The sequence below is a fragment of the Lentzea sp. NPDC004782 genome (genome assembly GCF_040609115.1).
Lineage (GTDB): Bacteria > Actinomycetota > Actinomycetes > Mycobacteriales > Pseudonocardiaceae > Lentzea.
The window spans coordinates 78017-103532 of sequence record NZ_JBEXJN010000004.1; the positions used below are offsets into that span (position 1 = coordinate 78017).

The 25516-nt window shown below is 68.3% G+C and carries 25 protein-coding genes; 11 read left to right on the plus strand and 14 right to left on the minus strand.

The genetic code is table 11. The features are described from left to right. Nucleotides 1-34: 34 nt before the first annotated feature. The 5 genes from ABZV40_RS05160 to ABZV40_RS05180 form a co-directional block, all read right to left on the minus strand. Nucleotides 35-2050, minus strand: coding sequence for a hypothetical protein (locus tag ABZV40_RS05160; protein ID WP_355436047.1), 2016 nt, complete (start codon nucleotides 2048-2050; stop codon nucleotides 35-37). A 75-nt stretch (nucleotides 2051-2125) separates the two neighbouring features. After that, nucleotides 2126-2278: a carbohydrate-binding protein gene (locus tag ABZV40_RS05165; protein ID WP_355436586.1), complete on the minus strand. Its 153-nt coding sequence runs from the start codon at nucleotides 2276-2278 to the stop codon at nucleotides 2126-2128. A gap of 37 nt (nucleotides 2279-2315) precedes the next feature. Further along, nucleotides 2316-2504 (minus strand): antitoxin, encoded by a 189-nt coding sequence (locus ABZV40_RS05170; RefSeq protein WP_355436050.1) that lies wholly within the window; start codon nucleotides 2502-2504, stop codon nucleotides 2316-2318. A 54-nt stretch (nucleotides 2505-2558) separates the two neighbouring features. Continuing rightward, entirely contained in the window at nucleotides 2559-4334 is a 1776-nt protein-coding gene (locus ABZV40_RS05175) for an FtsX-like permease family protein (RefSeq protein ID WP_355436053.1), read from the minus strand. Then, the gene (locus tag ABZV40_RS05180; protein WP_355436056.1) at nucleotides 4331-5014 is read right to left on the minus strand and encodes an ABC transporter ATP-binding protein; all 684 of its coding nucleotides are present in this window, start codon (nucleotides 5012-5014) and stop codon (nucleotides 4331-4333) included. The genes ABZV40_RS05175 and ABZV40_RS05180 overlap by 4 nt, the downstream gene beginning before the upstream one ends. Nucleotides 5015-5122: 108 nt before the next feature. On the opposite strand from ABZV40_RS05180, the gene ABZV40_RS05185 reads away from it, so the two are divergent. The 4 genes from ABZV40_RS05185 to ABZV40_RS05200 are packed head-to-tail and all read left to right on the plus strand — an operon-like array spanning nucleotide 5123 to nucleotide 7961. After that, nucleotides 5123-6196, plus strand: a complete 1074-nt coding sequence (locus tag ABZV40_RS05185; protein WP_355436059.1) for a histidine kinase — start codon at nucleotides 5123-5125, stop codon at nucleotides 6194-6196. Beyond that, a complete protein-coding gene (locus tag ABZV40_RS05190) occupies nucleotides 6193-6819 on the plus strand; it encodes a response regulator transcription factor (protein ID WP_355436062.1) in 627 nt (208 codons plus the stop codon). The genes ABZV40_RS05185 and ABZV40_RS05190 overlap by 4 nt, the downstream gene beginning before the upstream one ends. Nucleotides 6820-6878: 59 nt before the next feature. Continuing rightward, complete coding sequence (locus ABZV40_RS05195; protein WP_355436064.1) at nucleotides 6879-7208, plus strand: lipoprotein; 330 nt, start codon at nucleotides 6879-6881, stop codon at nucleotides 7206-7208. Nucleotides 7209-7259: 51 nt separating this feature from the next. Next, nucleotides 7260-7961 carry a peptidylprolyl isomerase gene (locus ABZV40_RS05200; protein WP_355436068.1) on the plus strand — a complete coding sequence of 234 codons (702 nt, stop codon included), beginning with the start codon at nucleotides 7260-7262 and terminating at the stop codon, nucleotides 7959-7961. 88 nt (nucleotides 7962-8049) lie between these two features. On the opposite strand, the gene ABZV40_RS05205 is transcribed toward ABZV40_RS05200, so the two are convergent. From ABZV40_RS05205 to ABZV40_RS05225, 5 genes are read right to left on the minus strand one after another with little or no spacing between them, the layout of a single operon-like run. Further along, on the minus strand, nucleotides 8050-9210 hold the full coding sequence (locus ABZV40_RS05205; RefSeq protein WP_355436071.1) for an acyl-CoA dehydrogenase family protein: 1161 nt from the start codon (nucleotides 9208-9210) through the stop codon (nucleotides 8050-8052). Nucleotide 9211: 1 nt separating this feature from the next. Then, complete coding sequence (locus tag ABZV40_RS05210; protein WP_355436074.1) at nucleotides 9212-10297, minus strand: CoA transferase; 1086 nt, start codon at nucleotides 10295-10297, stop codon at nucleotides 9212-9214. Next, nucleotides 10294-11427: a Glu/Leu/Phe/Val dehydrogenase dimerization domain-containing protein gene (locus ABZV40_RS05215; protein ID WP_355436077.1), complete on the minus strand. Its 1134-nt coding sequence runs from the start codon at nucleotides 11425-11427 to the stop codon at nucleotides 10294-10296. Before ABZV40_RS05215 ends, ABZV40_RS05210 begins: the two co-directional genes overlap by 4 nt. Before the next feature lie 10 nt (nucleotides 11428-11437). Further along, nucleotides 11438-12598: an FAD-binding oxidoreductase gene (locus tag ABZV40_RS05220; RefSeq protein ID WP_355436079.1), complete on the minus strand. Its 1161-nt coding sequence runs from the start codon at nucleotides 12596-12598 to the stop codon at nucleotides 11438-11440. Next, nucleotides 12579-14063 carry an aldehyde dehydrogenase family protein gene (locus ABZV40_RS05225; RefSeq protein WP_355436082.1) on the minus strand — a complete coding sequence of 495 codons (1485 nt, stop codon included), beginning with the start codon at nucleotides 14061-14063 and terminating at the stop codon, nucleotides 12579-12581. The genes ABZV40_RS05220 and ABZV40_RS05225 overlap by 20 nt, the downstream gene beginning before the upstream one ends. An 82-nt stretch (nucleotides 14064-14145) precedes the next feature. On the opposite strand from ABZV40_RS05225, the gene ABZV40_RS05230 reads away from it, so the two are divergent. Both ABZV40_RS05230 and ABZV40_RS05235 read left to right on the plus strand, forming a co-directional pair. Continuing rightward, nucleotides 14146-15063: a LysR family transcriptional regulator gene (locus tag ABZV40_RS05230; protein ID WP_355436084.1), complete on the plus strand. Its 918-nt coding sequence runs from the start codon at nucleotides 14146-14148 to the stop codon at nucleotides 15061-15063. Nucleotides 15064-15070: 7 nt separating this feature from the next. Beyond that, the gene (locus ABZV40_RS05235) at nucleotides 15071-15799 is read left to right on the plus strand and encodes a HEAT repeat domain-containing protein (protein ID WP_355436087.1); all 729 of its coding nucleotides are present in this window, start codon (nucleotides 15071-15073) and stop codon (nucleotides 15797-15799) included. 18 nt (nucleotides 15800-15817) lie between these two features. Here ABZV40_RS05235 and ABZV40_RS05240 read toward each other — a convergent pair whose 3' ends face one another. Genes ABZV40_RS05240 through ABZV40_RS05250 form a run of 3 tightly spaced genes read right to left on the minus strand, consistent with a single transcriptional unit; the run spans nucleotide 15818 to nucleotide 19322 of the window. Continuing rightward, nucleotides 15818-16303: a DUF664 domain-containing protein gene (locus ABZV40_RS05240; protein ID WP_355436090.1), complete on the minus strand. Its 486-nt coding sequence runs from the start codon at nucleotides 16301-16303 to the stop codon at nucleotides 15818-15820. A 22-nt stretch (nucleotides 16304-16325) separates the two neighbouring features. Beyond that, nucleotides 16326-17705: a glycosyltransferase family 39 protein gene (locus tag ABZV40_RS05245; protein ID WP_355436093.1), complete on the minus strand. Its 1380-nt coding sequence runs from the start codon at nucleotides 17703-17705 to the stop codon at nucleotides 16326-16328. A gap of 30 nt (nucleotides 17706-17735) precedes the next feature. After that, nucleotides 17736-19322, minus strand: a complete 1587-nt coding sequence (locus ABZV40_RS05250) for a thiamine pyrophosphate-binding protein (protein WP_355436096.1) — start codon at nucleotides 19320-19322, stop codon at nucleotides 17736-17738. Nucleotides 19323-19790: 468 nt separating this feature from the next. Between ABZV40_RS05250 and ABZV40_RS05255 the strand changes: the two genes are divergently transcribed. From ABZV40_RS05255 to ABZV40_RS05270, 4 genes are all read left to right on the plus strand, one after another. Beyond that, entirely contained in the window at nucleotides 19791-20147 is a 357-nt protein-coding gene (locus tag ABZV40_RS05255; RefSeq protein ID WP_355436099.1) for a PLDc N-terminal domain-containing protein, read from the plus strand. Beyond that, nucleotides 20144-20746, plus strand: coding sequence for a hypothetical protein (locus tag ABZV40_RS05260; protein ID WP_355436102.1), 603 nt, complete (start codon nucleotides 20144-20146; stop codon nucleotides 20744-20746). Before ABZV40_RS05255 ends, ABZV40_RS05260 begins: the two co-directional genes overlap by 4 nt. A gap of 184 nt (nucleotides 20747-20930) precedes the next feature. Further along, nucleotides 20931-21749 carry a hypothetical protein gene (locus ABZV40_RS05265; protein WP_355436105.1) on the plus strand — a complete coding sequence of 273 codons (819 nt, stop codon included), beginning with the start codon at nucleotides 20931-20933 and terminating at the stop codon, nucleotides 21747-21749. Between the two features lie 42 nt (nucleotides 21750-21791). Then, nucleotides 21792-22403, plus strand: a complete 612-nt coding sequence (locus tag ABZV40_RS05270) for a response regulator (RefSeq protein WP_355436108.1) — start codon at nucleotides 21792-21794, stop codon at nucleotides 22401-22403. Here ABZV40_RS05270 and ABZV40_RS05275 read toward each other — a convergent pair. Next, complete coding sequence (locus ABZV40_RS05275; protein WP_355436111.1) at nucleotides 22384-23796, minus strand: hypothetical protein; 1413 nt, start codon at nucleotides 23794-23796, stop codon at nucleotides 22384-22386. The two genes, ABZV40_RS05270 and ABZV40_RS05275, sit on opposite strands and share 20 nt — an antisense overlap. 450 nt (nucleotides 23797-24246) lie before the next feature. On the opposite strand from ABZV40_RS05275, the gene ABZV40_RS05280 reads away from it, so the two are divergent. Beyond that, on the plus strand, nucleotides 24247-25473 hold the full coding sequence (locus ABZV40_RS05280; protein WP_355436114.1) for a branched-chain amino acid ABC transporter substrate-binding protein: 1227 nt from the start codon (nucleotides 24247-24249) through the stop codon (nucleotides 25471-25473). Nucleotides 25474-25516 lie beyond the last annotated feature (43 nt).

Below are 25516 nucleotides of genomic sequence, written 5' to 3' on the forward strand. Positions count from 1 at the left end.
CTTTCAGGCCGTACGTCTCACACATCGGGAAGGTTCAACGGCGCGTGGCGCGAAGCATTGCGGTTGGGTCACATGCGGCGAGGTGATCCCGAAGGGCCACGTGCGCGAAGCGGTACTCGCCGTCGACGCGGGTGAGCAGCAGCCGGTCCTGCGCGAGGTGCAGCAAAGCCTTGCGGCGGAAGGACAACTCGCCCAGCGACAGTGGACGGGTGAGACCCTCCGCGGCTACTTCGGCGAGTGCGTCGAACGGCCAGACGTAGTCGCGGGCCGCGGTGGGTGTCACAAGCAAGCCCAACGCCACTCCGAGTGCGGTGCCCCAGGAACCGAACGTTCCGAGACCGCCCAGAGCACCGATCAATCCGAGCGCCGGGACGGCCGGCTGCACCCACCACGGTCGGCCGAGTCGCATGCGTTGTTGTTGTCCCGTGCGCACCGTGCGCCACACACGTCCCACCGCAGCAGCGAACACTCCGCCTGCCACGCCCGCGGAGAAGCCCATCCCCATCCCGGTCAACACCACGTACGGGCCGGTCCAGATCATCGACACGGCCGGTGCGGCCGCGGTCAGCACGGACCACGCCACGGGGGCGTCGCCCGGCACGAAGCCCAATGCCAGGAAGAAGGACGCCACCACAACGAACACATACGCGACCGCGTACGGCCACGGCGCACCAATGCCACCGAGCCACAATCCGGCGAGGCCGACCAGCAATCCGGCGAACGCACCTGCCAGGAATCCCAAGGCGGCGGTGATGATTCCGTGCGCCCGTCCGGGCGGGTGGAAGACGTTCGGCACTTTGTTCACCAGCACGAGCAACGAAGAAGCCGCGACGACGAACACCAATGCCGGCCACAACCCGAGCTGCAGGCCCGTCAGAAACGCCACGGCACACACACCACCGGCATATGCGGCAGGCACCGCGCGCACGAACAACAACCACAACGGGCGCGTCGGCAGCAGTGGGAGCCATGCACTGCGGTGAGGCATGTGCACGGGCGCACCGAGGTCTGGTCGTCCCAACCGCGCCAAGAACTTCAACGCGCGGATGGTCGGGCCCGCAGCGCGTTGGGCGGAAAGCCGCTCCACGACGAAGGAGCCCACGAAATCGGTGCCGATGGTGTCGACCTGGCGATCGAGGTGCGTCAACGCCAGCAGGTTCAGGGCCAGCGGCGAGTCCAGTCGCTCCCAGATCTGGGGTGTGAGAGCTGATTCCAGGCCGTCGAGACGAGGACTGACCGAGGCGATGTACTCCAGCACCTGCCCGCGTGACAACGGTTCGACGTACACGGAGGGCAGGTTCTCGATCGGCGTGGTCGAGCACACCACCGACGCGAACGGCGCGAGCTCGGACTCGCAGTGCGCGCGGTCGATCTGCGGCACCTCGTCAAGGCCGTCGATGAGCACGGCCACCCGCCCGCGGCGCAGCCAGATCGTGCCCGCCGAACGGCTGATGCCGTAGCTGCGGTTCATCTCGCGCAACAGCCACGCGGTGAACTCGGTCGGCTTGCGGGTGCCGTACGCCCGCCACGTCGCCAGGTCCGCGACCACGGGAATCGGCGCGTCCGGATCGTTGCGCGCCCGCTCGACCAGCACCAGGCAAAGCTCGCGCAACAGCGTCGACCGTCCGCTGCCGACCGGTCCGACGAGAACCATGGTGCGGCCCATGCGGTCGTAGACGGCTTCGAGGTCAGAAGACGAGACTTCCTCGCCCTCGGCGCGGACCGAGAGCCGCGGCTGCCGCAGCACGCCGACTTTGATCTGGGTCTGCGCGGCCAGGGAAGAGGCCAGCAACGCCTTCACCCGCGACTCGACCCGGCCGAGCGCAGCGGCGCGGTTGCTCGTCTCGTGACCGCGCACGCGCTCCCAGATCGCGAGACCGATCGCGACGAGCACCATGAGGCCGACGGCGGGCCACAACCAGCGGCCGAACTCCCCGAGGAACGCCGGAACGGCCCCGCCGGTGCTCACGCTGATCGCCGCCGGGAGCAACAAGACGACGGTGACCAGGCACAACGCGGCCAATGCGGTCAGCCGTGCAGCTCTCGTCACCCCGCTCGGATCCACCTTCACCTCCGCGATCCCGGCGAACGACGGTAACCGGGCCGCCGGGATCGCGGAAGTGACTCAGACGCGTTGCCGCAGAGATGCCGCGTTCGGCGGTTCCCAAGTCACGATCAACGTGTGCGCCCGCAGGCACTGATAGTCCAATCCGCCGTAACTCACAGGCGAACCAACGGCACAACCAGCCCCCACGGGCACACCCTGGGTATGTCCCATCACCAGTGGGATCCGTCGTTGCGGTGGTTCCGCAGGCTCATTGCCCGCCACCGAACTTCCGCAAGCCCTCCTTGAGTTTCTCCTCACCCTTGTCGATGTGCTCGCTGTGCTTGCCGCCGGTCTTCTCGTCGGCGATCTGCCCCGCGCGCTCGACACCCTGGTCGACCTTGTCCCCGTGCTCGCCGATCAGGTCCTTCGCCTTGTTCTTGAGCTCATCGAAGCCCATGACTGCATCACCTCCCGATGCAGTTCGGATACCCCGTCTCGGATCCGGCACACGTCACTGGATGGAGTGAAGTGCCGCCACCGGGCTCACTCGCGCCGCACGGCGGGCGGGCAGCAAGCCCGCACCTGCGGTGAGTGCGGCCAGGACGAGCACCACCACGCCGACGGCGACGACCGGTACCTGCAACGGCCATTCGACGCCGAGCGAGATGATCGCGAGCCACGCGTAGGGAACCCCGATGGCGAGGCCGATCAGCGCGCCGACGATCCCGTAGAGGCCTGCCTCGGTCGTGATGAGACGCCCGAGTTCCTTGCGGGTCAAGCCGATCGCGCGCAGGAGTCCGGACTCGCGGGTCCGCTCGAGCACCGACAACGCCGTGGTCGATCCTACTCCCACCACGGCGATCAACATGGTCAGGAACAGCAGTCCGATCGCGATTGCCACCAATGTGGTGAACCAGTTCTCCTGGGCGAGCCGGTGGTCGGCGAGCGACTCGACGTCGTACCCGGCCGGAACTCGTTCCGCGGCACCGTTGGCGAGTGCGCCGACCGGTTCACTGTCCACATCGGATGGATGCAGCAGTGCGCTGCCGAGCGGCACACCGCCGAACACCGTCGCCGCCACGGTCATCCGCACGCCGTTGACGTCGACCTGCGATCCCGCCGTGACCCCGAGCCCGTTCGCGGTGCAGGTCGACAGGACGATCTTGTGCGGCCCCATGTCGGCGAGCGAACCGGTGTCGACCTCGAAGTCCGCGAGGTCGCGGAGCTTGGTCAGGTCGAGATCGGTGGCGCGCATGGTGAGCCGCCCGTTGACGGTGATCTCGGTACGCCGGTAGGGGAGCACGTCGGTGAGCCCGGCCGCGGTGAGCGCCTGGACGTCGACCGGCCCGGTGATCTCCAGGTCAGCGGGGTACGCGCCGGCCAATTCGGCCTTTCCGAGCCCCCGCAACGTGTTCGCGCCCGTCAGCGTCGCGATGATCAGGCTGACCCCCAGCGCCACCACCGCGGTGACCGAGGCGGCTCGGCGTGGCGCACCACCCACACCGCTGACCGCCAGCGTTCCGATCGTGCTGCGCCGCAACGGAATGCTGATCAGCCGCAGCACCGGTGAGATCAACGCGGGCCCCAGCGTGATCAACGCGCCGAACGCCAGCGCACCGCTGATGGTGGTGCGCAGCAGCAGCTCGTCGGTCATCCCGGCCGGCCGTTGCTTGGTGGCCAGACCGTCCACCGCGACGTTGATCAGGAGCACGCCCGCGCTCGCGGCCATCAGGATGCCGAGCACCCAGCGCGGCCTGCCGATCCCGCTTCTGCTGTCCTGGACGGCCGACGTGCGCAGCGCCTCCAGCGGCGAGACCTTCGCCGCGGACCACGCCGGCGCCAGCACGGCGAGCGTCGTCAGGACGAACGACCCCGCGACCACGACCAGTGCCGGCGTCAGCGGAAGTCCAGGCGCAGCCAGGCCCGCCAGCGGCACGAGCTGCCCCGCGCCCACCGCCAGCCCCACCCCGGCGATCGACGCGAGCAGTCCGACCGCGGTCCCCTCGACCACCAGCCGTCGCGCCAGCCGGCCGCGTGTGGCACCGACGGCCCGCAGCAACGCCAGCTCGCGCATCCGTTGCGCGAAGACGATCCGGAACGTCGAGGTGGAGACCAGCGCGGCCACGATCATGGCGACCGTGACGAACGCGCCGAGCAGCGCGAACACCTCGACCAGCCGGGCGGCTCTCACCGCGAGCGAGCGTTCGGCGATGTCCTTGGCGAGCACCGTCGAGCAGGCGAAGAACGCGGCGATCAGGATCGACAGAACGGGCAGGAACCTCTTCACGCCGTGACCGCCTGCACAACGCGTCCGTCGGCCATGTGCACGACGGTGTCGGCGTACGACGCCGCACGGTCGTCGTGCGTGACCATCACGATCGTCTGACCGAACTCGCGCACGGCCTGCCGCAGCAGGTTGAGGACGTCCGCGGACGACGTGGAGTCGAGGTTTCCGGTCGGCTCGTCGGCGAAGATGACGTCAGGCCGCGTGACGAGCGCACGTGCCAGCGCCACGCGCTGCTGCTGCCCGCCGGACATCTCCGACGGCCGGTGCGCCAGCCGTGACGACAGCCCCAGCACCTCGACGAGCTGCGTGAACCAGGCGCGGTCGGGACGCCGCCCGGCCAGGTTCAACGGCAGCAGGACGTTCTGCTCCGCGGTCAGCGTCGGCAGCAGGTTGAACGCCTGGAAGACGAATCCGATCCGGTCCCGCCGCACCTTCGTCAGCGCGTTGTCGGAGAGCCGGGTCAGGTCCTTGCCGCCCAGCAGCGCCGCGCCGGACGTGGCCGTGTCGAGCCCGGCCAGGCAGTGCATCAGGGTGGACTTGCCGGAGCCGGACGGTCCCGTGATCGCGCTGAAGGAGGCGGGGCGGAACCCGACCGTCACCCCGTCGAGCGCTCGAACCGCGGCGTCGCCGGAGCCGTACACCTTCACGAGGTCGACCGCGGCGGAAGCGTAGTTGTTCACATGGCCAGCAAAGTGCGGCACGGAGGCGGGAACCTCCGTCCAGGGCAGGGCTCGCCTCTGTCTTTCGGCCGATCTGCGGGCCGCGTCCCGGTGCATAAGGTCATGGCCATGCTCTGGAAGTACGGCGCGATCGCCGCACTGGTCGCTGCCGCGTTCGTGGACGCCTACTACGGCCTGTTCAAGTCGCCCGGCCTCTACCCCTGGACCGGCTGGGCCGCGTTGGCGTGCATCGTGCTGGCCGCGTTCGCCTGGCTGCGGCCCAACCGGGCGCTGGTTGCACTGTCCGTCCTCCTGTCCGTCACGTTCACGCTGGTCAACCCGTTGGACAAGGAGTTCGGCCTGGCCGAGACCCTGGCGTTGACCGGTGTGCTGGCGATCACCGCCCACCGGGCGAAGTCGGGCTGGGACGCGCCGCTGCTCGCCGGGATCGTGATCGCGCTGGTCACCCAGCCCGTGCGGTTCCCACTCGGTCCCACCGAGCTGACGTTGGCGATGGGCCTGCTCGTCGTCGCCATCGGCGTGCTCGCGCTGGTCGGTTACCTGCGCCTGCTGAACAACGCCCGCGAGAAGCAGGTCGCCGCCGTGCAGGCCGAGCAGCGCGCCGAGTTCGCCAGGGACCTGCACGACTTCGTGGGCCACCACATCACCGGCATGGTCGTGCTCGCCCAGGGCGCGAGCCGGATCGTCGAACGCAACCCGCAGCAGGCCAGGCAGGCCCTCGAACGCATCGAGGAGGCCGGTGGTGAAGCCATGACCGCCATGCGCCGCATGGTCGGCATGCTCCGCGACGACGTTCCCGTCGCACCGGTGGCGGGCATCGTCGACATCGAGCCGCTCATCGAGGCCGAGCCGCGCGCCACCCTCGAAGTCCACGGCGACACCGGGAACCTGCCCTTGGAGATCGCCGGCTCCGTCCACCGCGTGGTCATGGAGTCGTTGACCAACATCAGGAAACACGCGCAGGAAGCGACCAAAGTGGACGTCCAGATCCAGGCTGCACCGGACTGGGTCATCGTCCGGGTCGTCGACGACGGCAGGCCCGGGAGACAGGGCAACGGCTTCGGCCTCATCGGGCTCACCGAGCGCGTGCAGGCGCTCGGGGGCAGGATCAAGGCGGGGCCGGGCGTCGACGGCGGCTGGGTCGTCGACGCCGCACTCCCGACCGGAAAGGCGACCGCGTGATCAGGGTTCTCGTCGCGGACGACCAGGCGATGGTGCGCACGGGCTTCGGCATGATTCTGGGCGCCGAGTCCGACATCGAGGTCGTGGCGGAGGCTCAGGACGGCGTTGAGGCTGTGGCCGAGGCACGCCGCACCAAGCCTGATGTCGCGTTGATGGACATCCGCATGCCGCGCATGGACGGACTCGAAGCGCTCAAACAGATCGCGAATGACGTCAACGTAGTCGTGTGCACGACGTTCGACCACGACGAGTACGTACACACAGCGCTCAAGAACGGCGCGTGCGGCTTCCTTCTGAAGGATGCCGGGCCCAACCTGCTCATCGAAGCGGTCCGTGCGGCCGTCACGGGCGATGCGCTCATCAGCCCGTCAATCACGGTCAGGCTGTTGCAGCACATGAACACGCGGACATCGCAACAGCCGCACAACCTCTCCGCGCGTGAGCTCGATGTCGTGAAGCTCGCTGCCGTAGGCCGGACGAACGCGGAGATCGCGCAAGAGTTGTTCATCTCCGTCGGCACGGTGAAGACGCACCTGGCGAGCGTTCAGGCCAAACTGGACGCTCGCAACCGCGTCGAGATCGCCGCTTGGGCCTGGGAGTCCCGTTTGGTCGGCCAAAAGTAGGACCACGACCCCTCCGAGGACAGAAGCCGCGGCGTCAGCCCATCACCAGAATTCGAGTCATGAAGAAACTCCTCCTGCTGATTCCCGTGCTGGCGCTCGCGGCCTGCGGCCAGAAGAGCTACACCTACGAGGCGTTCTACGACATCGAGGGCAGCGGCAAGGCTGAGCTCACCCTGGCTGTTCCCGGCGGCGCGTCGCAGTCCGAAACCGTTGACCTGCCGGTGAAGAACCGCGCGATGCTCGCCAACGCGCTCGGCAGGATCACTCTGAAGGTCAAGTCGGACAACCAGGTCACCTGCAAGCTCCGCGTCGAGAAGGAGAAGGAGATCTCGAACTCGGGCAAGGACACGACGTGTGAGTACGAGATCACCGAGGACACCGACAACTGAGTGATCCGTTAACCCTTGCCGGGACACCGCCGGCTCCACTAGGAATCGCGCATGAGGCGAATCGCAGCTGGTCTGGCAGTGGCGGCACTGGCCGTTGGATTCATCACCACCGGAACCGCATCGGCGGACGTCGAAGCCCAGGACGCACAGGCCCGGATCGACTGCGGCATCACGCCGACGCCGGAGGAACCTGCCGCCCGGCCGGTGCCCGTGCCGAAGGACCCCAGGCACACCAAGGGAAAGGTGTTCGTCCACATCAGGACGAACCAGGGCGACATCCCCATGATCCTGGACCGCGACAAGGCCCCGTGCACGGTGCACAGCTTCGTTCACCTGGCGGAGCACCGCTTCTACGACAAGACCGAGTGCCACCGCCTCACCGCGTACTCGACGCTGAAGGTGTTGCAGTGCGGTGACCCGACCGGCACCGGTGAGGGCGGCCCCGGCTACAAGTACAAGGACGAGCTGCCGACGGACCTGAAGCCCGCGCCGAACGACCCGACCGGCCTGCGCCGCATCTACCCGCGCGGCACGCTCGCGATGGCCAACGCCGGCCCGGACACGAACGGCAGCCAGTTCTTCCTCGTGCAGACCGACTCGATCCTGCGCCCGAACTACACGGTGTTCGGCACGATCCTGCCGGAGGGCCTGAAGACCCTCGACAAGATCGCGGCCGGCGGAATCGCGGGCGACAACCCGCAGGACGGTCGCCCCAACCTCAAGGCGGAGCTCAAGCGCGTCACGGTCTGCTAGCTCACCCGCAGAACGCGTCCGAGAGCCGCCGGGCCACCTGGTCGTCAGGTGGTCCGGCGATTTTCGTCTGGTCCAGCCTTCAGCAGGATCAGCGGAACGCGGAGATCCCGGTCAACGCCTGACCGATGGACAGCAGGTGGATGTCCGACGTGCCCTCGTAGGTGAGGACGGATTCCAGGTTGTTGGCGTGCCGCAACGGCGAGTACTCCGACGAGATGCCGTTCGCGCCGAGGATCGTCCGGCTTTCCCGCGCGATCGCGATGGCCGCCTCCACGTTGTTGTACTTGCCCATGCTGATCTGCTCGGGCTTCAGCGTGCCGGCCTCCTTGAGCTTCGCGAGGTGCAACGCGAGCAGCATCGCGTTGCCGACCTGAACGGACATCGTCGCCAGCTTGCGCTGCGTCAGCTGGAACGCGGCGATCGGCTTGTCGAACTGGATGCGCGTGCCGGAGTAACCGAGCGCCGCCTGCAACGAATCCCGCGCGGCACCCACGGCACCGAACACGATCCCGAACCGCGCCTCGTTCAGACACGAAAGAGGAGCGCGCAGGGAAGTCGCGAGCGGCAGCCGCGCGCTTTCCGGGAGGCGCACGTCCGTCAAGATCAGTTCGGAGGTGACGGATGCCCGCATCGACAGCTTGTGCTTGATGTCCTGCGTCGAGAATCCGGGCGTCCCGCGCGGGACCAGGAATCCGCGGATTCCCTCCTCGGTCTGGGCCCACACGGTCGCCACGTCGGCCAGCCCACCGTTGGTGATCCACATCTTGGTGCCGTTGAGCACCCAGTCGGCACCGTCCCGGACGGCCCGCGTGCGCATCCCCGACGGGTTGGAGCCGAAGTCGGGTTCGGTCAGCCCGAAGCACCCGATCGCCTCACCGGCGGCCAGCCGCGGCAGCCACTCCCGCTTCTGCTCCTCCGACCCGTACTTCCAGATCGAGTACATCGACAGCGAGCCCTGCACCGACACGAAGCTCCGGATGCCGCTGTCCACGGCCTCCAGCTCCAGGCACGCGAGCCCGTACGCCAGCGCCGACGTTCCCGCGCACCCGTAGCCCTCCAGGTGCATGCCGAGCACACCCAGCTTGCCGAGCTCCCGCGCGAGCTCGCGCGGCAGCATGCCCTCCTCGAACCAGGAGGCGATGTGCGGCCGGACGTGGTCGGACAGGTACGTCGCGACGGTGGCCTGGATGTCGCGCTCCTCGTCGCTCAGCAACGACGGGATGTCCAGCAACTGCAACGGGTCCTGCACTTCACTGCTCCAGCTTCGGCGGGCGCAGCCGGTAGGTGACCGGCGTGCGCGACAGGCGGATGGGGTTCGCGACGAGCGTCATGTCGCCGATCGTCGCGGTCGGGTTGAGGTCCAGCGACTCCGCCAGCGCGAACGCGTGCGCGATGTCGTTCACCGGACCGCACGGAACCCCGAGCGGTGTCAGGGTCTCGAACCAGTGCTGCGCCGGACGCGTCCGCAGCCGTGCCGACAGCACCTCGAACAGCTCGTCGACGTGCTCGACCCTCCCGGAGTTCGTCACGAACCGCTCGTCCGTGGCGAGCTCCGGCACGTCCAGCACCGAGCACAACCGCCGGAACTGCCGGTCGTTGCCCACCGCGAGCACGATCGGCTGATCGGCCGTCGGGAACACCTCGTACGGTGCGATCGACGGATGACGGTTGCCCATCGGCTCCGGGACGAAGCCCGCCAGCGTGAAGCCCGCGCTCTGGTTCACCATGCTGGACAGCAACACCGACAACAGGTCCAGCTCGACGAGCTGTCCCTGCCCGGTCGCGTCCCGGTGCCGCAACGCCGCCAAAATGCCGACGCACGCGTGCAACCCGGTCAGCACGTCGACCAGCGCCACCCCGGTCTTCACCGGCGCGTCCGGACCGGGCCCGGTCACGCTCATCAACCCGCCGACGGCCTGCGCGAGCAGGTCGTAGCCGGGCAGGTCCGCGCCCTTGCCCGAACCGAACCCCGAGATCGAGCAGTAGACGAGGTCGTCACGCCCCAGCGACTCGTAGTCCAGCCCGAACTTCTTCATGGTTCCCGGTTTGAAGTTCTCGACCACCACGTCCGCACGCGCGATCAGCTCGCGCGCCTGCTCACGGCCTGCCCGTGTGGACAGGTCGATCTGCACGGACGTCTTGTTCCTGTTGACGGCAAGGAAGTACGTCGCCTCGCCCTCGAAGTGCGGCGGACCCCACGTGCGGGTCTCGTCGCCGCGACCGGGCTGCTCGACCTTGACCACCTCGGCGCCGAGGTCACCCAGCATCATCGTCGCGTACGGAGCGGCCAGCACCCGGCTGAAGTCCGCGATCACGACACCGTCGAGCGCGCTCATGCGACCCGCCCCCGCAGCTTCATCGCCGCCAGCACGCGTTCCTGTGCCAGCTCGCGCGCGGCCACGTGCGTCGTGGTGCCGCGATTGCGGGCCTCCACGACGATGTGCGCCGCGTTCGCCCTCAGCTTCGACGACACCGCGTCCAGCACCGTCTCCGGGTTCACCGGGAACGGCGAGTACCGCGCGTCCATCCCGAACGCCGCCGCGACCACGCCGCCCGCGTTCGCGATGAAGTCCGGTACGACCGTGATGCCACGAGCGGCCAGCACTTCCTGCGCCGCGACGGAAGTCGGCAGGTTCGCCCCTTCCACCACCAGGGTGGTGTCGAGCTCGCCCGCGAGATCCGCGTCGATCACGTCCTGCATCGCGGCCGGCACCAGCACGTCGCACGACGCGCGAAGCTCCGCACCCAGCGCCTGCACCGGCCCGTACTCCTTGACCGCGAGATCACCGAACGACGCCCGCAAGTCCAGCAGCCGCGTCACGTCCAGGCCGTCGGGATCGACCAACGCGCCGTGCACCGACGACACCGCCACGACGACCGCGCCGAGTTCGGCGAAGCGCCGAGCCGCTGCGGCACCAACCGCACCGAAACCCTGAATCGCGATGCGCTTTCCGGCCGAAGAGGAACGTCGCTGTGCGATCAGTTCGTCCGCCACCTCGGCCACGCCAAACCCGGTGACGCCCAGCTCGTCGTACGGAAGACCGCCGAGTTGAGCCGGTGCGCCCATCATAGCGCCGCGGTCTGACAGCTCGTCCTGGACGATCGCGGCGTCCCGTTCGGTGAGGCCCATGTCGAGCCCGAGCACGTACTCGCGCGGCACCTCGTTCGAGAGCTTGCGCGCGAACGCCCGCAGCGCGGCTTCCTTGCCGGGGGAGGAAGGATCGAACACGATGCCCGCCTTCGCCCCGCCGAAGAACAGGTCGACACCCGCCCACTTCCACGTCATCACGCGCGCGAGCCGGGCGATCTCCGCGACGGTGACGGAGGGACTCATCCGCGTGCCGCCCTTGCCCATGCCGCGCGCGGTGTTGTCGATGACGAGCACACCTTTCATGCCGGTGCGCCGGTCGGACACGCAGACGACCTTCTCGGGTCCCCACTCGTCCATGAGCTGGAGAACGTCCATCAGCATTCCCTCACACGCAGTTGAGTTCCGGCCGTGCCCGGTCGGCGGCGAACCGGGCGGCGTCCAGACTGGACACGTCGACGAAGGGTTCACGCCCCAGCACGAGGTCGCGCACGACCTCGCCGACCGCGGGGCCCTGCAGGAACCCGTGCCCGGAGAAGCCGGTGGCGTAGAAGAAGCGGCCGACCGAGCCGATCAGCGCGTTGTGGTCGGGTGTCACCTCGTACAGCCCGGCCCACCCGTTGCGCACCCCCACGTCCAGCAGCCGCGGCGCCCGCCGTTCGATCGCGGCCGTCAGCCTGGGCAGCCACGCGTCGGACATGTCGAGCTTGAACCCCGGCGTCTCCTCGGGGTCGGACATGCCGAACAGCAGACCGCGCCCCTCGCGGTGGAAGTAGAAGGTGCTGCCGAAGTCGATGGTGAAGGGAGTCACCCGTTCGTGTAGCTCGGGCATGGGCTCGGTGAACATGACCTGCCGTCGCAGAGGAGAAACCGGCAGGTCAACGCCCACCATCTCGCCGATCGACCGTGACCACGCACCCGCCGCGCAGACCAAGTTCCCCGTCGAGACCTCGCCGCGGTCGGTCTGGACGCGAAAAGTGTCAGACCCCGTCCCTACGATCGATCTCACGGTGGTTCTGGTGTGGAAACGGACACCGAACCGGCGGGCCGCGGTGGCATAACCGAGGACCACGGACTCAGGCGTGCAGTGTCCGTCGTCCGGCGAGAAGGTCGCCGCGAGCAGGCCGTCCGTTTCGATCAGCGGTGACATCCGTTGCGCTTCCTCGACAGTCAGCATTCGACTGCGCACGCCGAGGGAGTTCTGGAGGTCGACGTTGCGCTCGAACGCCGTGACGTGTTCCCGAGAGGAAAGGAGGAACAGGTAGCCGACCTGGTGGAGATCGATCTCCTGCCCGGGCCGCTGCGGAAAGCGCTGGAACGCTTCGAGTGATCGGGCGCCGAGCCTGATGTTCAGTTCGTCGGAGAACTGGGCGCGCACTCCACCCGCTGCCTTGCAGGTGGAGCCGGACCCCAGCTCATCCCGCTCCACGACAACGACATCCCGGACGCCTGCCTCGGCGAGGTGAAAGGCGATGGATGTGCCGATCACCCCGCCGCCGATGACGACGACCTCGGCTTGAGAAGGCAGCTCAGGCGAGGCGGAAGTCAAGGTTCGCCCCGATCTCGAGCGTGTCCATCTGCGCCTTCTGCAGCTTCCCCGAGTAGTCCCAGTTCATGGACTGCCAGCGGGTGAACTGATCGAGCACCCACACGCCCGACTGCCGGGAGCCGTTGCCGCTCTTGCCGTTTCCGCCGAACGGCAGGTGCGCTTCGGCCCCGGACGTCGAGTTGTTGACGCTCACCATGCCTGCGGAGATGCCGGCGCGGAACCGGAAGGCCTTGTTCGGGTCCGTGGTGTAGATCGAGCACGACAGGCCGTAGCCCGGCTTGTTGCCCAGCTCGATCGCCTCGTCCAGGTCCGAGTACTTCATGACGCCGACGATCGGGCCGAACGTCTCCTGCAGGAACAGCTCGTCGTCGGCACGCACACCGGAAACGATTGCGGGGTGGTAGAAGAAGCCGTTCTCACCAGTGAAACCGTTGCGCGGGTTGGAAGCCGTGATGCGGCCGGTCGGGCCGTGCACCTTGTGGTGCTCGCCGATCCAGCCGAGGTACTTCTCGTACGCCAGTGCGAACTTCTCGTCCAGCAACGGTCCATAGAGGACATCGCCGGTCGGGTCGCCCACGGTGGCGGTGGCGACGGCCTCGACGAACCGGGACAGGAACTCGTCGTACACCGACTCGTGCACGATCGCCGTGCCGAGCGAGGTGCACCGCTGGCCCGCGGAGCCGAAGCCGGCGAACAGCGCGCCCTGCACGGCCAGGTCGAGGTCCGCGTCCTCGGTGACGACCATCGGGTTCTTGCCGCCCAGCTCCAGGCACGGCGTCTGGAGGTGGCGTCCGCAGAGTTCTCCGATGCGCACACCGACCTCGCTGGACCCGGTGAAGCCGACCTTGTCGACCAGACCCTCCCGCAGCGCCTGCTCCAGGCCGTCGAACGTCTCCGCCCCCTCGGCGAAGACGATCTCGAACACCCCGTCCGGGATGCCGGCTGCCTGGAACACGTCGTAGAAGGCCTGGGCCGACGCGGCGGAGTACTCGGCGGGCTTCCACACGACGGAGTTGCCGCACAGCAGCGCGGGCACGATGTACCAGGACGGCACGGCGACCGGGAAGTTGCCGGCGGTGATGATCGCCGCGACGCCGACCGGGTTGCGGAAGGTGAAGAGCTGCTTGTCGGCCATCTCCGACGGCACGGTGTGCCCGTAGAGGCGCCTGCCCTCGCCGACGAAGAAGTTGCAGGTGTCCACGATCTCCTGCACCTCGCCGCGGGCCTCCGCGATCGGCTTGCCGATCTCGCGGGTCACGAGCTGGGCGAGCGGCTCGAAGTTCGCCTCGACGAGCCGGCCGATGTTGCCGATGACCTGTCCACGCACGGGCGCGGGCACGCGGGCCCAGGCGTGTTGTGCCGCTTTCGCCCGCTGTGCTGCGTCGACGAAGGCGCGGCTGGTCCCGAGCTCGATCGCGGTGACCACGTCGGAGGTGTTCGACGGGTTCGTGGAGACATAGGGCATGCACCCCACCCTGGTAGTTACCCGGTGGTTCCGCCAGGGGTGGCAGAACGAAACCTCGCGACGTCGAGCATAAGCTGTCCTGGTGCTCAATCCGGTCCACCTCCGCACGCTCGTCGAGGTCGTGAAGACGGGGTCGTTCGCAGAGGCGGCTCGTCGGCTCGGCTACACGTCGTCGGCCGTCTCGCAGCAGATCTCGGCGTTCGAACGCGCTGTCGGTGTGTCGCTCTTCGAACGTGAGGCGCACTCGATCAGGCCGGCCAGCGCGGCCCTGCTGATCGCCGATCGAGGTGGCGAGCTGCTCGCCGCGTTCGACGGCTTCGAGCACGAGGTGAAGGCGATGGTGCTGGGTCTGCGCGGTCGCCTGCGCATCGGCACGTTCCCGACGGCGAGCGCGCGGGTGGTGCCGGGGGCGCTGGCGAAGCTCTCGGCGGACCTGCCGGACGCCGAGATCCGCCTGGACGAGGCGGAGCCGGAGGACGTGCTGCCGCTCGTGCTGACCGGCGAGCTCGACCTGGCGCTGGTCTACGCCTACGACCTCGTGCCGCAGACCTGGCCGGAAGAACTGACCGTGCTGCCGTTGCTGGACGAATCTCTCCTGGTCATGGTGCCGGTCGATCATCCGGCCGCGAAGAACAACGTCAAACTCGAAGATCTCAAAGACGAACGCTGGATCGCCTCGCGCGACGGCACTTCCGGTGCCACCTGTCTGACGCGGTTGTGCGCGGCATCGGGTTTCGCCCCGAGAATTGCTTTCCGAAGCAACGACTACGAGGTCGTGCAGTCTCTTGTCGCAGCTGGTGTCGGCGTTGCGCTCGTGCCTGCTCTCGGTTACAAAGCGCTACCTGGCACACACGCAATGCCGTTGCGGCACAAGCCCTTGCGCAGGCACGTGCACGTCGTCCACCGCACCGCGAATACGAACCCGTTGCTTCGTGACGCGGTAAACGCTCTCCAGGAAGTTTGCCAAAAAGCTGTGGGCGGCTACATCAATCCGCCATGATGGAGAAATGGGGGAACTCAGCAGCGACGGGGCGCTGGCTGGGATCCGGGGCTGGGAATCGCCGGATCTGCGCGCCCACATCAGAATTCTGATGGACAGCAACGAACCGCTGGTCGAGGAAATCATCCTCGACAGCCTGGACGACGCGGGCCCGGCACGCCCGCTGCTCTGCCGTGTGCTCGCGGAACGTGATCCGTACCGCGACCCGCAGTACGCGCTGCGGCATTTCTACGAGATGACCGACGGTCCGGTTCGCCGCCGGCTCGGCCGGGAGGTCTACCGCAGCCCGTGGGTGTGGCTCTACGGCATCACCAGGCTGCGCAACGCCGACCCGATCGGTCACATCGCACCGGACGCGACGCACTGGCTCGCCACCCGCCGTCTGATCGCGGTCACCGCCCTGGGGGACACCGCCGACCCGGCTGCTCTTCCGCCGGTCATCGGGCGTCTCCGTGACGCGAAGTGGCGGGTTCGCAGCGAGGCGGCTGCGGCGGTCCGGCGCCTCGCGGGGTCCGGTGTCCAGGTCGGGTCTGCGGCCGAGGCGCTGGTCAGATGCCTGCAGGACGACCGCCAGGAGGTCGTCGAGCAGGCGGCCGCCGTGCTGGCGCTTCCGGCCCTGCGCGATCGTCTGGTGTGGTCGCGGGCGACGCTGATGCCACTCGGCGGTGCGATCGTCGACAACGCTCTGGACGGTGTGGTGGCGCCGCTCGTGCCTCTGTGGCCCGGCGAAGAATGAGCCTGGGGCGACGGCTGGCTATTCGCCGGTCTGCCCGTCCGCGAGCTCGCGGAGCAGATCCAGGTGGCCCACGTGTCGCGCGGTTTCCTGGGCGACGTGGGCCAGGATCCACCGCACGGTGAACTTGTCGTCGGCCGCGTTGTCGTCGGGGCCGTACTTCTTCAGAGCCTCGGCATTGGTCCATTCCGCTTGGTACGCCTCGATGAGCGACTCGGGCGTGTCGTCGTCGGTGAGGTCCCACGACGGGTCCGGGCTGCCCTCCCACAACGACGGCAGGTCGAGGCCCGCGCCGGCGATGCACAGCCAGTGGCGTTCGACGGCGACCAGGTGCTTGAGCACGCCGAGCGCGGTCAGCTTCGGCGAGGTGGCGATCGGGGCCGCCGTTGCCCGGTCGCGGGTGAGCCCGTCGACCTTCAGCACGGCGGTCCGGCGCAGGAAGTCGAGGAACTGCCAGGCGAGGACGCCTTCGTCCGCGGCGTGGTTGGCCGGCCAGGTTCGGGTCACCTGGGCGAGTGTGCCAGCGCGGTCAGTAGAAGTGCCGTAGTGCCGGCCAGATTTCTTCCCATGTCCCGGACGGCGCGGTGCACGTCCACAGTTGTGTGCCGTCTTCTTCGTTCTTGATGATGTTGTGGTGCTGCCCAACGCGTTTGCAGCCGTTGAACGGCAGCCTGTCGAATCCGACGAGCAGCACCTTCTTGTCCAGCGTCTGCGGTGGTCCCCAGTCGTAGAACGACATGTGTCCGGAGTAGACGGGGATCTTCGTGTAGGCCTCGATCGCGCCGGCCTGGCCGTAGTTGCGGGTGATCACGATGGGACGGCCGTTCGCCTGCCACGCCTTCTGGACCGTGTTCGCGAACTCGGGCCAGCCGACCTGCTCGCCCTGTTCGGGGTTGATGGCGATGACCGGTGCCAGTGCGCTCGCCGGCAGGATCGGCAGTGAGCCGACGAGGGCGGGGACGACGCTCAGCGTCACCAGCACGCCGCCGAGGACCCTGCGGCGCAGCAGCCATTCCTGGCTCTGGCGCGCACCCGCGGCCACCAGCACGAGGAGCAGCGGCACGGCGTAGTAGGGCTTGCCGCCGGTCACCAGGCAAAGCACGCACAGGATCGGGTAGGCGAGTGCGAGCGAGCGGAACGTCCTGTCGCGCCACAGGTTCCGGAAGCCGATCACCCACACGGGCACCAGGAACGGCGACAGCATCAGGATCTGCATGGGCACGAACATGATGCGGTTCTCGGCGCCGTCGTCCTCGCTGATGCCGCGCGCGACCGTGAGCAACGGGAAGTCGTGCATCGCCTGCCACGCCACGACCGGCGCGGCGATCACCGCGCACACCGCCAGTCCGGCCGGCAGCCACCACGTGCGCAGCACATCCCGCGGGCCAGTGACGAGCAACGCGATCGCCAGCGCGGCGAGCAGCAGGAGCAGCAACCACTTGTTGGCGAGCCCGACTCCGGCGGTCGCACCGATCGCGAGCCACCAGCGTCCGTCGCGGGTCTTCAGCAACCTGACCGAGAGGTACCCGACGAGCACCCAGATCAACAGGTCCACCGTGGCCGTGGACAGCATGTGGCTCACCGCGAGCACGAACGTCGACGTGGCCGACGCGGCGGCCGCGAAGACCGCGCCACCGCCCAGTTCTTTCGCGGTCAGCGCCACCACGACCGTGATGGTGAGCGCGAGCAGGGTGGAGATCACCCGGAGACCGACGGGAGTCTCGCCGAACACCGCCGTGGTGAGACGCGCGAGGATCGGCGTGATCGGCGGCTGGTCGACGTACCCCCAGTCGGGCCGTTTTCCCGCCGCGATGAAGTAGAGCTCGTCGCGGTGGAACCCGTACCGTCCCGACAACGCGGTCAGCACCACCGCCTGCACGGCGAGCACGATCCCCAGCCCACGTCTCATGGCCTCGGACGGTACCCAGCAGGCGAATGATCAGGTGGCGTTTTTGCGGTACCAGCGGGGCGAGGTGTTGACCGGCGGCTGGAGACTCGCGTTGACCACGATCACGGCAGGCCCGTCGGCGTTGCCCAGTGCCTCCTTCAGGCCGTCGAACCCGTCGAGCGTGACCGCGGGGATGCCGAAGCTCTCGGCGAGCTTCGCGAAGTCGGGCCGCGTCAGGTCCACGCCGCTGATGGCGTGGTCGGCGACCTGCTGGTCGTACCGGAGCATGCCGTAGCCGCCGTCGTCGACGAGGACGATCGTCAGCGGCAGGCCTTCCTGCTTGAGCGTCGCCAGGTCCCCGCACGCGAACAGGAACCCGCCGTCACCGACGACCGCGATCGTCCGGCCGTCGAGTGCCGCGCCGATCGCCGCCGGGAACCCGAACCCGAGCGTTCCCCAGCCGACCGGGTAGGCCAGCCCGCGCGGCTTGGTGACGTGGTGGAAGCCGCCGATCCAGTAGCCGGGGATGCACATGTCCGCGACGATCGTGGCGGTCTCGCCTTCGAGCGCCCGCAACAACTTCGCGGCTTCCGGCGAGTCCGCCTCGACCAGAGTTCTGACCTCGGCGTTGACCGCGTCGACGTCCACCACGCCGTCCTTGGCGCTCACCTCGGCCGCGAGCGCCTCCGTGACGGCCGCCGCGTCGCCTTCGACCGTGACGTCCGCGGGGTAGTTCTTGTCGGCGTCGGCCTTGTCGATGTTCACCGCCAGCAACGCGGGTGGCCTGGGCTGCAACCAGTTCTGCGTCATCATGCCGTCGAAGTCGGTGCCGATCGCGATCACGAGGTCGGCCTCGTCCCACAGCTTCCCGACGGGTGGCGCGTGCACCGGCCCTCTGACGACGTACGGGCTGTCAGTGAGTCCGCGCGCCCCGTAGGTGGTGATGATCGGCGCGCTCAGCTTGTCCGCCAACGCACCTACCGCTGGACCCGCTCCCGACCGCGCCGCGCCGCCGCCCGCCCAGATCAGCGGCCGCCGCGCCTGCGCGATCAGTCGTCCGGCGTCGGCGAGGTCGGGAACCAGGTGGTCGCGCACGATCTTCGCGGGCGTGTGGTGGGGTGCCTCGGCCGACAGGAAATCCGTTGGCACACCGAGGTAAACCGGCCCGTGCGGACTCCGCGTCGCCGCCTGCACCGCCTTGTCGGTGCACGCACCGAGCTCGTGCGCGGCAGGAACGTCGAACGAGGCCTTGGTCACCGGCAAGAACATGGCCTTCTGGTCACGCGTCTCGTGCAGCACACCTCGGTACACGCCGGGCTGCCGCAGCGTGCTCGGGATGTCCGTGGCGATGACGAGCACCGGGCTGCCCGACGCCCACGCCTCACCGGTGGCTCCGAGCGTGTTGGCCGCACCGGGTCCGGTCGTCACGACTGCCACGCCAAGCTTGCCCGTGGCACGTGCGTAACCATCGGCCGCGTACACCGCCGTCTGCTCGTGCCGCACCCCGATCATGCGGATGCCCTTGTGCTTCCCGAGCGCCTCCCAGATGGCGAGGTTGTGCACACCGGGCAGGCCGAACACCACCTCGACGTCGTGCGCGGCCAGCACTTCCAGCAACCTCTCGGCACCGTTGGGCATGGTCTCGACGCTAAGGCGCGCTTACGGTCTGGGCAACGGGTGTGCAGCAGGTCTGGTGCTCAGCGTCAGGACGGCTCACCGCGGCCGGGCTCGTGCATTGTGCGTTGACGAAGTCGCGGAGTGGTCGGTGAAATCCCGTGTGGATTCGTGGGAAATGTAATCTGCGTCAACGTCGCGGCGTGTGCGGAATTCAGGCTCCGCGTTCGACTGCTTCACCCCTGAGAGTGAATCGGTTGCCCGGTTCGGACCATGGTGATGGACCTGTCGGCGGAATCGGAAGTGAGGTTGCATCCCGCTCCGACCTGCTGGGACGTCGTCGGCCACCTCTCCGGCGAAGAAGAAGTGAGGGATTTGTTTACGCAAGCGTGACCACTTTGCGAATGGCGCCAGGTGATTGAAGGGTAAACCATGTTCAGAGCGTGACCGTTGTGTCACCATGTGCGCGACCGCACGACCTGGGGGTAGGAGATGCTGTACTTCAGTGGGCTGTTCGGAGTGGTGACGCTGTGCCTGACGATCTTCGCTGTCGTGGACGTGATCACGACCGACGACGGTTCGGTTCGCAATCTGCCGAAGCTGGTGTGGCTTCTCCTGGTCCTGCTGTTTCCGTTGGTGGGCTCGATCGCGTGGCTCGTGGCGGGGCGCCCGGTGGTGGGGACCGGACGCGCGCGCCTCGGTGCGTACGAGCGCGATGCCTCTGCTTTTCCCGAGTACAACCGGCCGGGGCGGTTCGCGGCCACCAATCCTGACGACGACGAGGAGTTCCTGCGCCGCTGCCGTGAGCGCGCGGAGGAACAACGACGCAAGGGACGCGAGAACCAGTGAGGAAAGTCCTGCTGTTCTTAGTTGTTCTGCTGGCCGGTTGCGGAGGTAACGCGCAGCCGGCGGCCCCACCCACAGCCCCCCAGACGTCCACTTCGGACAAGCTGACGCCGGGTGAGTTCCAGTCGCGCTGGTGGACCTGGGCGTCGCAGCCCTCCAACAGCAATCCGGTGTCCGACACCTCCGGGCGGTTCTGCATGCGCGACCAGCCCGTCGAGGTCTGGCTGCTCGCCGGGTCGCTCGGCGACGGTCCGGTGGAACGGCAGTGCCGGGTCCCGGCCGCCAAGCCGCTGCTGGCCCCCGTCGTGAACCTGGCGGGCGAGGTCGCCGACTGCGAGAGGTTCATGAAGGGAGCTCAGGGCGAGGTGCTGCTGGACGGTTCGACGCAGGCGTTGACCAGGGTGTCCGCCACGCCGTTCACCTACGAAGCACGCGCGGGCAACCCCTTCGGCTCCCAGGTCGGCCGGATCAACTCGGTCGGCTGCGGCCTGTACGCGTGGATCGGTCCGCCCGCGGCCGGCGAGCACGAGCTGCTGATCCGCGGTGCGGCCGACGGCAGACAGGTCGACGTCAAGTACAAACTGATCGTGGGCGCGGACTAGAAAAGGTAGTGTGGTCCGTGGCGTCCGAGCAGACGTGAGGCTGGAGCCGCTCCCCGGCAGTGAGCGGCACACTCCGCCGCAGTGTTCAGGAACTCCTGCTCACCGAAGCGAACCGACCACGTAGACGCGTGACACATGCGTCCTTGTCGTGCCGAGCCGGGCGGCGGAAACGAGGACTGCTGTCATGGCACGTCTGTCCATCACGGACCAGCTGGCCGATCTGCGGCGCGCTTACACGGGCGAGAACCTGTCCCAGGCGGTGCCCGCCGTGCGCGACGGGTGGTTGCTGCCCGACGCGACCACCGCGGCGCAGCAGCAACTGGAAGCCAGGGTGCTGCTCGCGGGGTGCACCGCGGCGAGCATGCTCCAGCTGATGCCGCCGGCGAGCATCGTCAGGCCCGCCCACGCGTTCCGGACGGTCGAACCGGGGGAGACCCTCAAGCTGCACCTGACCGAACGGGCACTCGGCCCGTTGCTGTTCGAGCTGCTGCCGCGCACCGAGGGCGGCTACGGCACGGGCGTCGCGGGGCTGGCGCACCGGCAGTACCGGCGGTCGGCCGAGCTGACCACCGGTGCCGCCGGGGTGGTGCTCGTCGGCGTCGACGAGCACGCCTGGGACATCGGCATGCGGTACGTGCGCTGGATGCACGACTTCCGCGGCATCGAGTACACGGATGGCGGCGGCACAGATGAGGAAATCGCCGAAGCGGCCACTGGGAGCGCTCTACTGCGCCGAGTACACCTGTGGCATGACGCGAACTGGCTGCGAGCACTTCCGATGGGCACCGGGTGGTTCGTCGAGTGGCCTGGCGGCCCGGAGGAGAGCGAGATCAGGGCGAAGCTCGCCCACCCGGACTTCGGGACCGGCCGTGAGATCACGCTCCGCCGCATCGAAGCGCCCGCGCAGGACGTGGAGGAGGGCCTGCGGACCTATCCGTGGCCCGAGGAGTTCGTGTCTGCCGTCACGGCTGGTGAGCCTGATCAGGGGCCTGCCCGCCGGTAGACTGCGCTTTCGCCCGCAGGAACGATCGTCAGGAGGACCCCGGTGACCCAGCAGGCTGCCGAGGCCCAGTCCGAAGCCACGCGCAAGGCCCCGCGCGTACTGGTCGCCGAGGACGAGGCGCTGATCCGTCTCGACCTCGTCGAGATGCTGCGCGAAGAGGGCTACGACGTGGCGGGTGAGGCCGCAGACGGTGAAGAGGCCATCAAGCTCGCGACCGAGCTCAACCCCGACCTGGTGATCCTGGACGTGAAGATGCCCAAGGTCGACGGGATCGAGGCCGCGCAGCACATCGCGGGCAACCGGATCGCGCCGGTCGTGATCCTCACCGCGTTCAGCCAGCGCGACCTGGTCGAACGCGCCCGCGACGCCGGTGCGATGGCCTACCTGGTCAAGCCGTTCGCCAAGCGGGACCTCGTGCCCGCGATCGAGCTGGCGATCAGCCGGTTCAACGAGCTGGCCGCGCTGGAGCAGGAGGTCGCCGGGCTCACCGAGCGGCTGGAGACGCGCAAGGTGGTGGAACGGGCCAAGGGCATCCTCATGACCAAGCAGGGTCTGAGCGAGCCGGAGGCGTTCCGGTGGGTGCAGCGCACCGCCATGGACCGCCGCACGACGATGAAGGCCGTCGCCGAGGCCGTCATCGAGAACTTCGGCTGAGGTCCAGCCATCGAGAGTCCGCCTGCGCCCGAGGATCCTCCGGGCGCAGGCGGACTTCGACGTTGTGGCTGCCTTTCAGCGAGATCCGCAGCTCGTGCCTGCCACCGACGCCGCCGGGCATCGGCATCGTCGCCACGTGACCGCTGTCGATGTACACCTCGAAGCCCGCTGCCCGGGCCAGTGATCGAGCCGCGGAGCCGTCGAGCGTGACCACCAGCGTCGCCTCGTTCACGGTCACAGCGGTGAACTCGGCCGTCATCACCGGCAGAACGGGCGCGGGCTCGTCCGGGGCGGTCTCCAGCTTCACCGGCGACCGGCCCGGCACCTCCAGGTAGCTCTCCAGCACCTGGGCCTGCGACGCGCCGGGCATCCGCAGCACGAACGGCGTCAACGCGTCCGGTCCCGCCTGCCCGAGCAACGACGCCGGCACGTCCCCGGCCACGGTCAGCTCGCTGTCCCGGGCACCGGACCAGCCGCTCACCACCGGCCGCAACGGCACCCGCTCCGAGCCGAGCTGCGCGACCAGGCCGTTCACGTCACCGCCGGCGCCGATCCGGATCGTTGCCCGTACCCGCGCCGAGGAAGCGTCACGCAACGGTGTGCGCGCCACGCCGATGCCCGGCGCCTCCTCGTCCGGCCCCAGCACGCGCAGCGTCCCGGCCACGAGCTGTGTCTCGATCACCTCGTCCACCGGCGGCTTCGACCCGCTCAGGCCGAGCGCGTCGACCACCACGCGGCCGGGATAGGCGGGCGGCGGCGTCATCCCGACCAGCACGCTCGCCTCGCGCCACCGCGGCACGACAGACGACACGGCGATTTGCGCGCCATCCTGCAGAACACGCACACCGGCGCGTGTCAGCACCACTTCAAATCGATGCAGAATGCCCGCACCACGCGTGCCGGGCGCCACGGAGTCGTCCACCACCACTCGGATCGCGTCGGCGGGAGGGACCGGCCCGACGTGGTCCGGGGTTCCAGGCACGAGGTCGAGCTCCAGCTTCCCGTGCGGCCCGGCCGCGTCCGTCACGACGGCCACCCGGCCCAGCTCGTCCGCCTCGTCCAGCCGCAGCAGCGACCGTGCGCGCAACACCGCAGTGTCGTTCCCGCACGGCATGTCGATCACCAACCGGCCGTTGGACCCGGAGCTGGGGTTCACGCAGCCAGTCCGGCCGCTCAGGTGGTAGCGGCGTGCCAGGAACGGGTCGTCGAAGTCGTCCAGCGATCCGGCGTACGCCCGGCGCCACGTGTCGTCTCCAGGGCGTTCTACGGCGCGAACCGGGATCGAGCGCTGGCCGAACGCGTCCACGGTGCGCACGTCGGGACGTCCGGAGCCCGCGATCTCGGGCGAGGCCACCAGCCTGCCGGACACCTCGTACCCGGCCGCACCGGACACAGGCGCCCACTGGATCCGGCCGCCACTGCTCCATACGGTGGACGGCGGTGGTGGCGGAGCCGATTGAGACGGCAAGTTGACGAAATCCGCCGCGTACCGGGTCAGCCGAACAGGCTCTGAGCTGGTCCTATTACCACGGTCGTCGGTTTCGCGCAGGATGAGAACCGCCGCGACCAGAACAGCGGCGGCGCCGACACCGGCGATCACCCGACGACGCGGAGTCATACGTTCACGTTATGACAGCCGTCCAAAGAGTGAACGAAGGTTACTTTATGTGACGTTGCTCAAGAGAAACATAACGCCGCGTTGCGTTATGGTCACGAGCCCATTGGCTTTGATGACTGGGGTCACAGTCATCGCCTAGGTTCCCGGCATCCCTCAGGAGAGGGTGATGGAGCGGTGCGCGGAGAACTCGCGTCGCCGGGAGCAGGGATAGAGGAGGGACATCACGTGCGTAAGCACTCTGTGAAGTCCGCAGCGATTGTCGGCGCAGCGCTGCTTGTTCTTGCGGCCTGCAGCTCGAACAAGAACGAGGCAGGCGGCAACAACGGGGGCAGCTGCGACACGTCGAAGGGCACTCTGACCATCGGTGTTGTCGCCCCGCTGTCCGGGAACCTGTCCGCTCTCGGCATCGGCATCAAGCAGTCCGCCGATCTCGCGGTGGAAGAGGCCAACAAGAAGTGCACGGTCAAGGGCTACAAGCTGGCCCTGTCCCCGCAGGACGACGAGGCCAACCCCGCCAAGGGTGGCCAGGCCGCCTCGAAGCTGTCGACCGACCCGACCGTCATCGGCGTCGTCGGCACGCTGAACTCGTCGGTCGCCCAGACGGTGCAGCCGATCCTGAAGGAGAAGAAGATCCCTCAGGTGTCGCCCGCCAACACGAACCCCACGCTGACCAGGGGCAACGACTTCCTGACCGCTCCGAAGCGCCAGTACGAGAACTACTTCCGCGTCTGCGCCACCGACGACCTGCAGGGCCCGTACGCGGCCAACTACCTCGTCGAGAAGGCCGGCAAGAAGAAGATCGCGATCATCACCGACGGCAAGACCTACGGTGAGGGCCTCGCCGCCGAGCTGTCGAAGCAGGTCGCCAAGAAGGGCGGCACGATCGTCGGCTCCGAGAAGGTCGGCGAGAAGGACACCGACTTCTCCGGCGTCGTCTCCAAGATCAAGGCCCTCTCGCCGGAGGCCGTCTACTACGGCGGTGAGTTCCCGGCCGCGGGTCCGCTGTCGAAGCAGATGGCGTCCGCCGGTCTCAACGTTCCGCTGATGGGCGGCGACGGCATCTTCGACCAGAAGTTCATCGACCTGGGCGGCAAGGAGGGCGACCTCGCCACCTCCGTCGGCGCGCCGGTCGAGTCGCTGGCCACGGCCAAGGCCTTCGTCGACGCGTACAAGGCGAAGTACGGCAAGGAGGACTACGCCGCCTACGGTGCGTTCTCCTACGACGCCGCGAACGCCATCATCGGTGCGCTGGCCACCACGCTCAACGGTGGTGACTGGTCCGACTCGAAGCGCGACGACATGCTGACCAACCTCGGCAAGTACAGCGGTTCCGGTGCCACGGGTGAGGTCAAGTTCGACCAGTACGGCGACAGCACCAACAAGGTCCTGACCGTCTACTCGGTGACCTCTGGCAAGTGGAAGGACGTTCAGACCGGCACGTTCACCGGCTGACGACTACCTAATTACTGATTGAAGCCACGGCGGGGGCGGGCGT

Excerpts from the sequence above, each read along its gene's own strand:
- ABZV40_RS05195 (WP_355436064.1), top strand. The coding sequence starts at position 6,879 with ATGAAGAAACTCCTCCTGCTGATTCCCGTGCTGGCGCTCGCGGCCTGC.
- ABZV40_RS05215 (WP_355436077.1), bottom strand. The coding sequence starts at position 11,427 with ATGGACGTTCTCCAGCTCATGGACGAGTGGGGACCCGAGAAGGTCGTC.
- ABZV40_RS05235 (WP_355436087.1), top strand. The coding sequence starts at position 15,071 with ATGGGGGAACTCAGCAGCGACGGGGCGCTGGCTGGGATCCGGGGCTGG.
- ABZV40_RS05250 (WP_355436096.1), bottom strand. The coding sequence starts at position 19,322 with ATGCCCAACGGTGCCGAGAGGTTGCTGGAAGTGCTGGCCGCGCACGAC.
- ABZV40_RS05165 (WP_355436586.1), bottom strand. The coding sequence starts at position 2,278 with ATGGGACATACCCAGGGTGTGCCCGTGGGGGCTGGTTGTGCCGTTGGT.
- ABZV40_RS05200 (WP_355436068.1), top strand. The coding sequence starts at position 7,260 with ATGAGGCGAATCGCAGCTGGTCTGGCAGTGGCGGCACTGGCCGTTGGA.
- ABZV40_RS05170 (WP_355436050.1), bottom strand. The coding sequence starts at position 2,504 with ATGGGCTTCGATGAGCTCAAGAACAAGGCGAAGGACCTGATCGGCGAG.
- ABZV40_RS05185 (WP_355436059.1), top strand. The coding sequence starts at position 5,123 with ATGCTCTGGAAGTACGGCGCGATCGCCGCACTGGTCGCTGCCGCGTTC.
- ABZV40_RS05225 (WP_355436082.1), bottom strand. The coding sequence starts at position 14,063 with ATGCCCTATGTCTCCACGAACCCGTCGAACACCTCCGACGTGGTCACC.
- ABZV40_RS05245 (WP_355436093.1), bottom strand. The coding sequence starts at position 17,705 with ATGAGACGTGGGCTGGGGATCGTGCTCGCCGTGCAGGCGGTGGTGCTG.
- ABZV40_RS05255 (WP_355436099.1), top strand. The coding sequence starts at position 19,791 with ATGCTGTACTTCAGTGGGCTGTTCGGAGTGGTGACGCTGTGCCTGACG.
- ABZV40_RS05210 (WP_355436074.1), bottom strand. The coding sequence starts at position 10,297 with ATGAGCGCGCTCGACGGTGTCGTGATCGCGGACTTCAGCCGGGTGCTG.
- ABZV40_RS05265 (WP_355436105.1), top strand. The coding sequence starts at position 20,931 with ATGGCACGTCTGTCCATCACGGACCAGCTGGCCGATCTGCGGCGCGCT.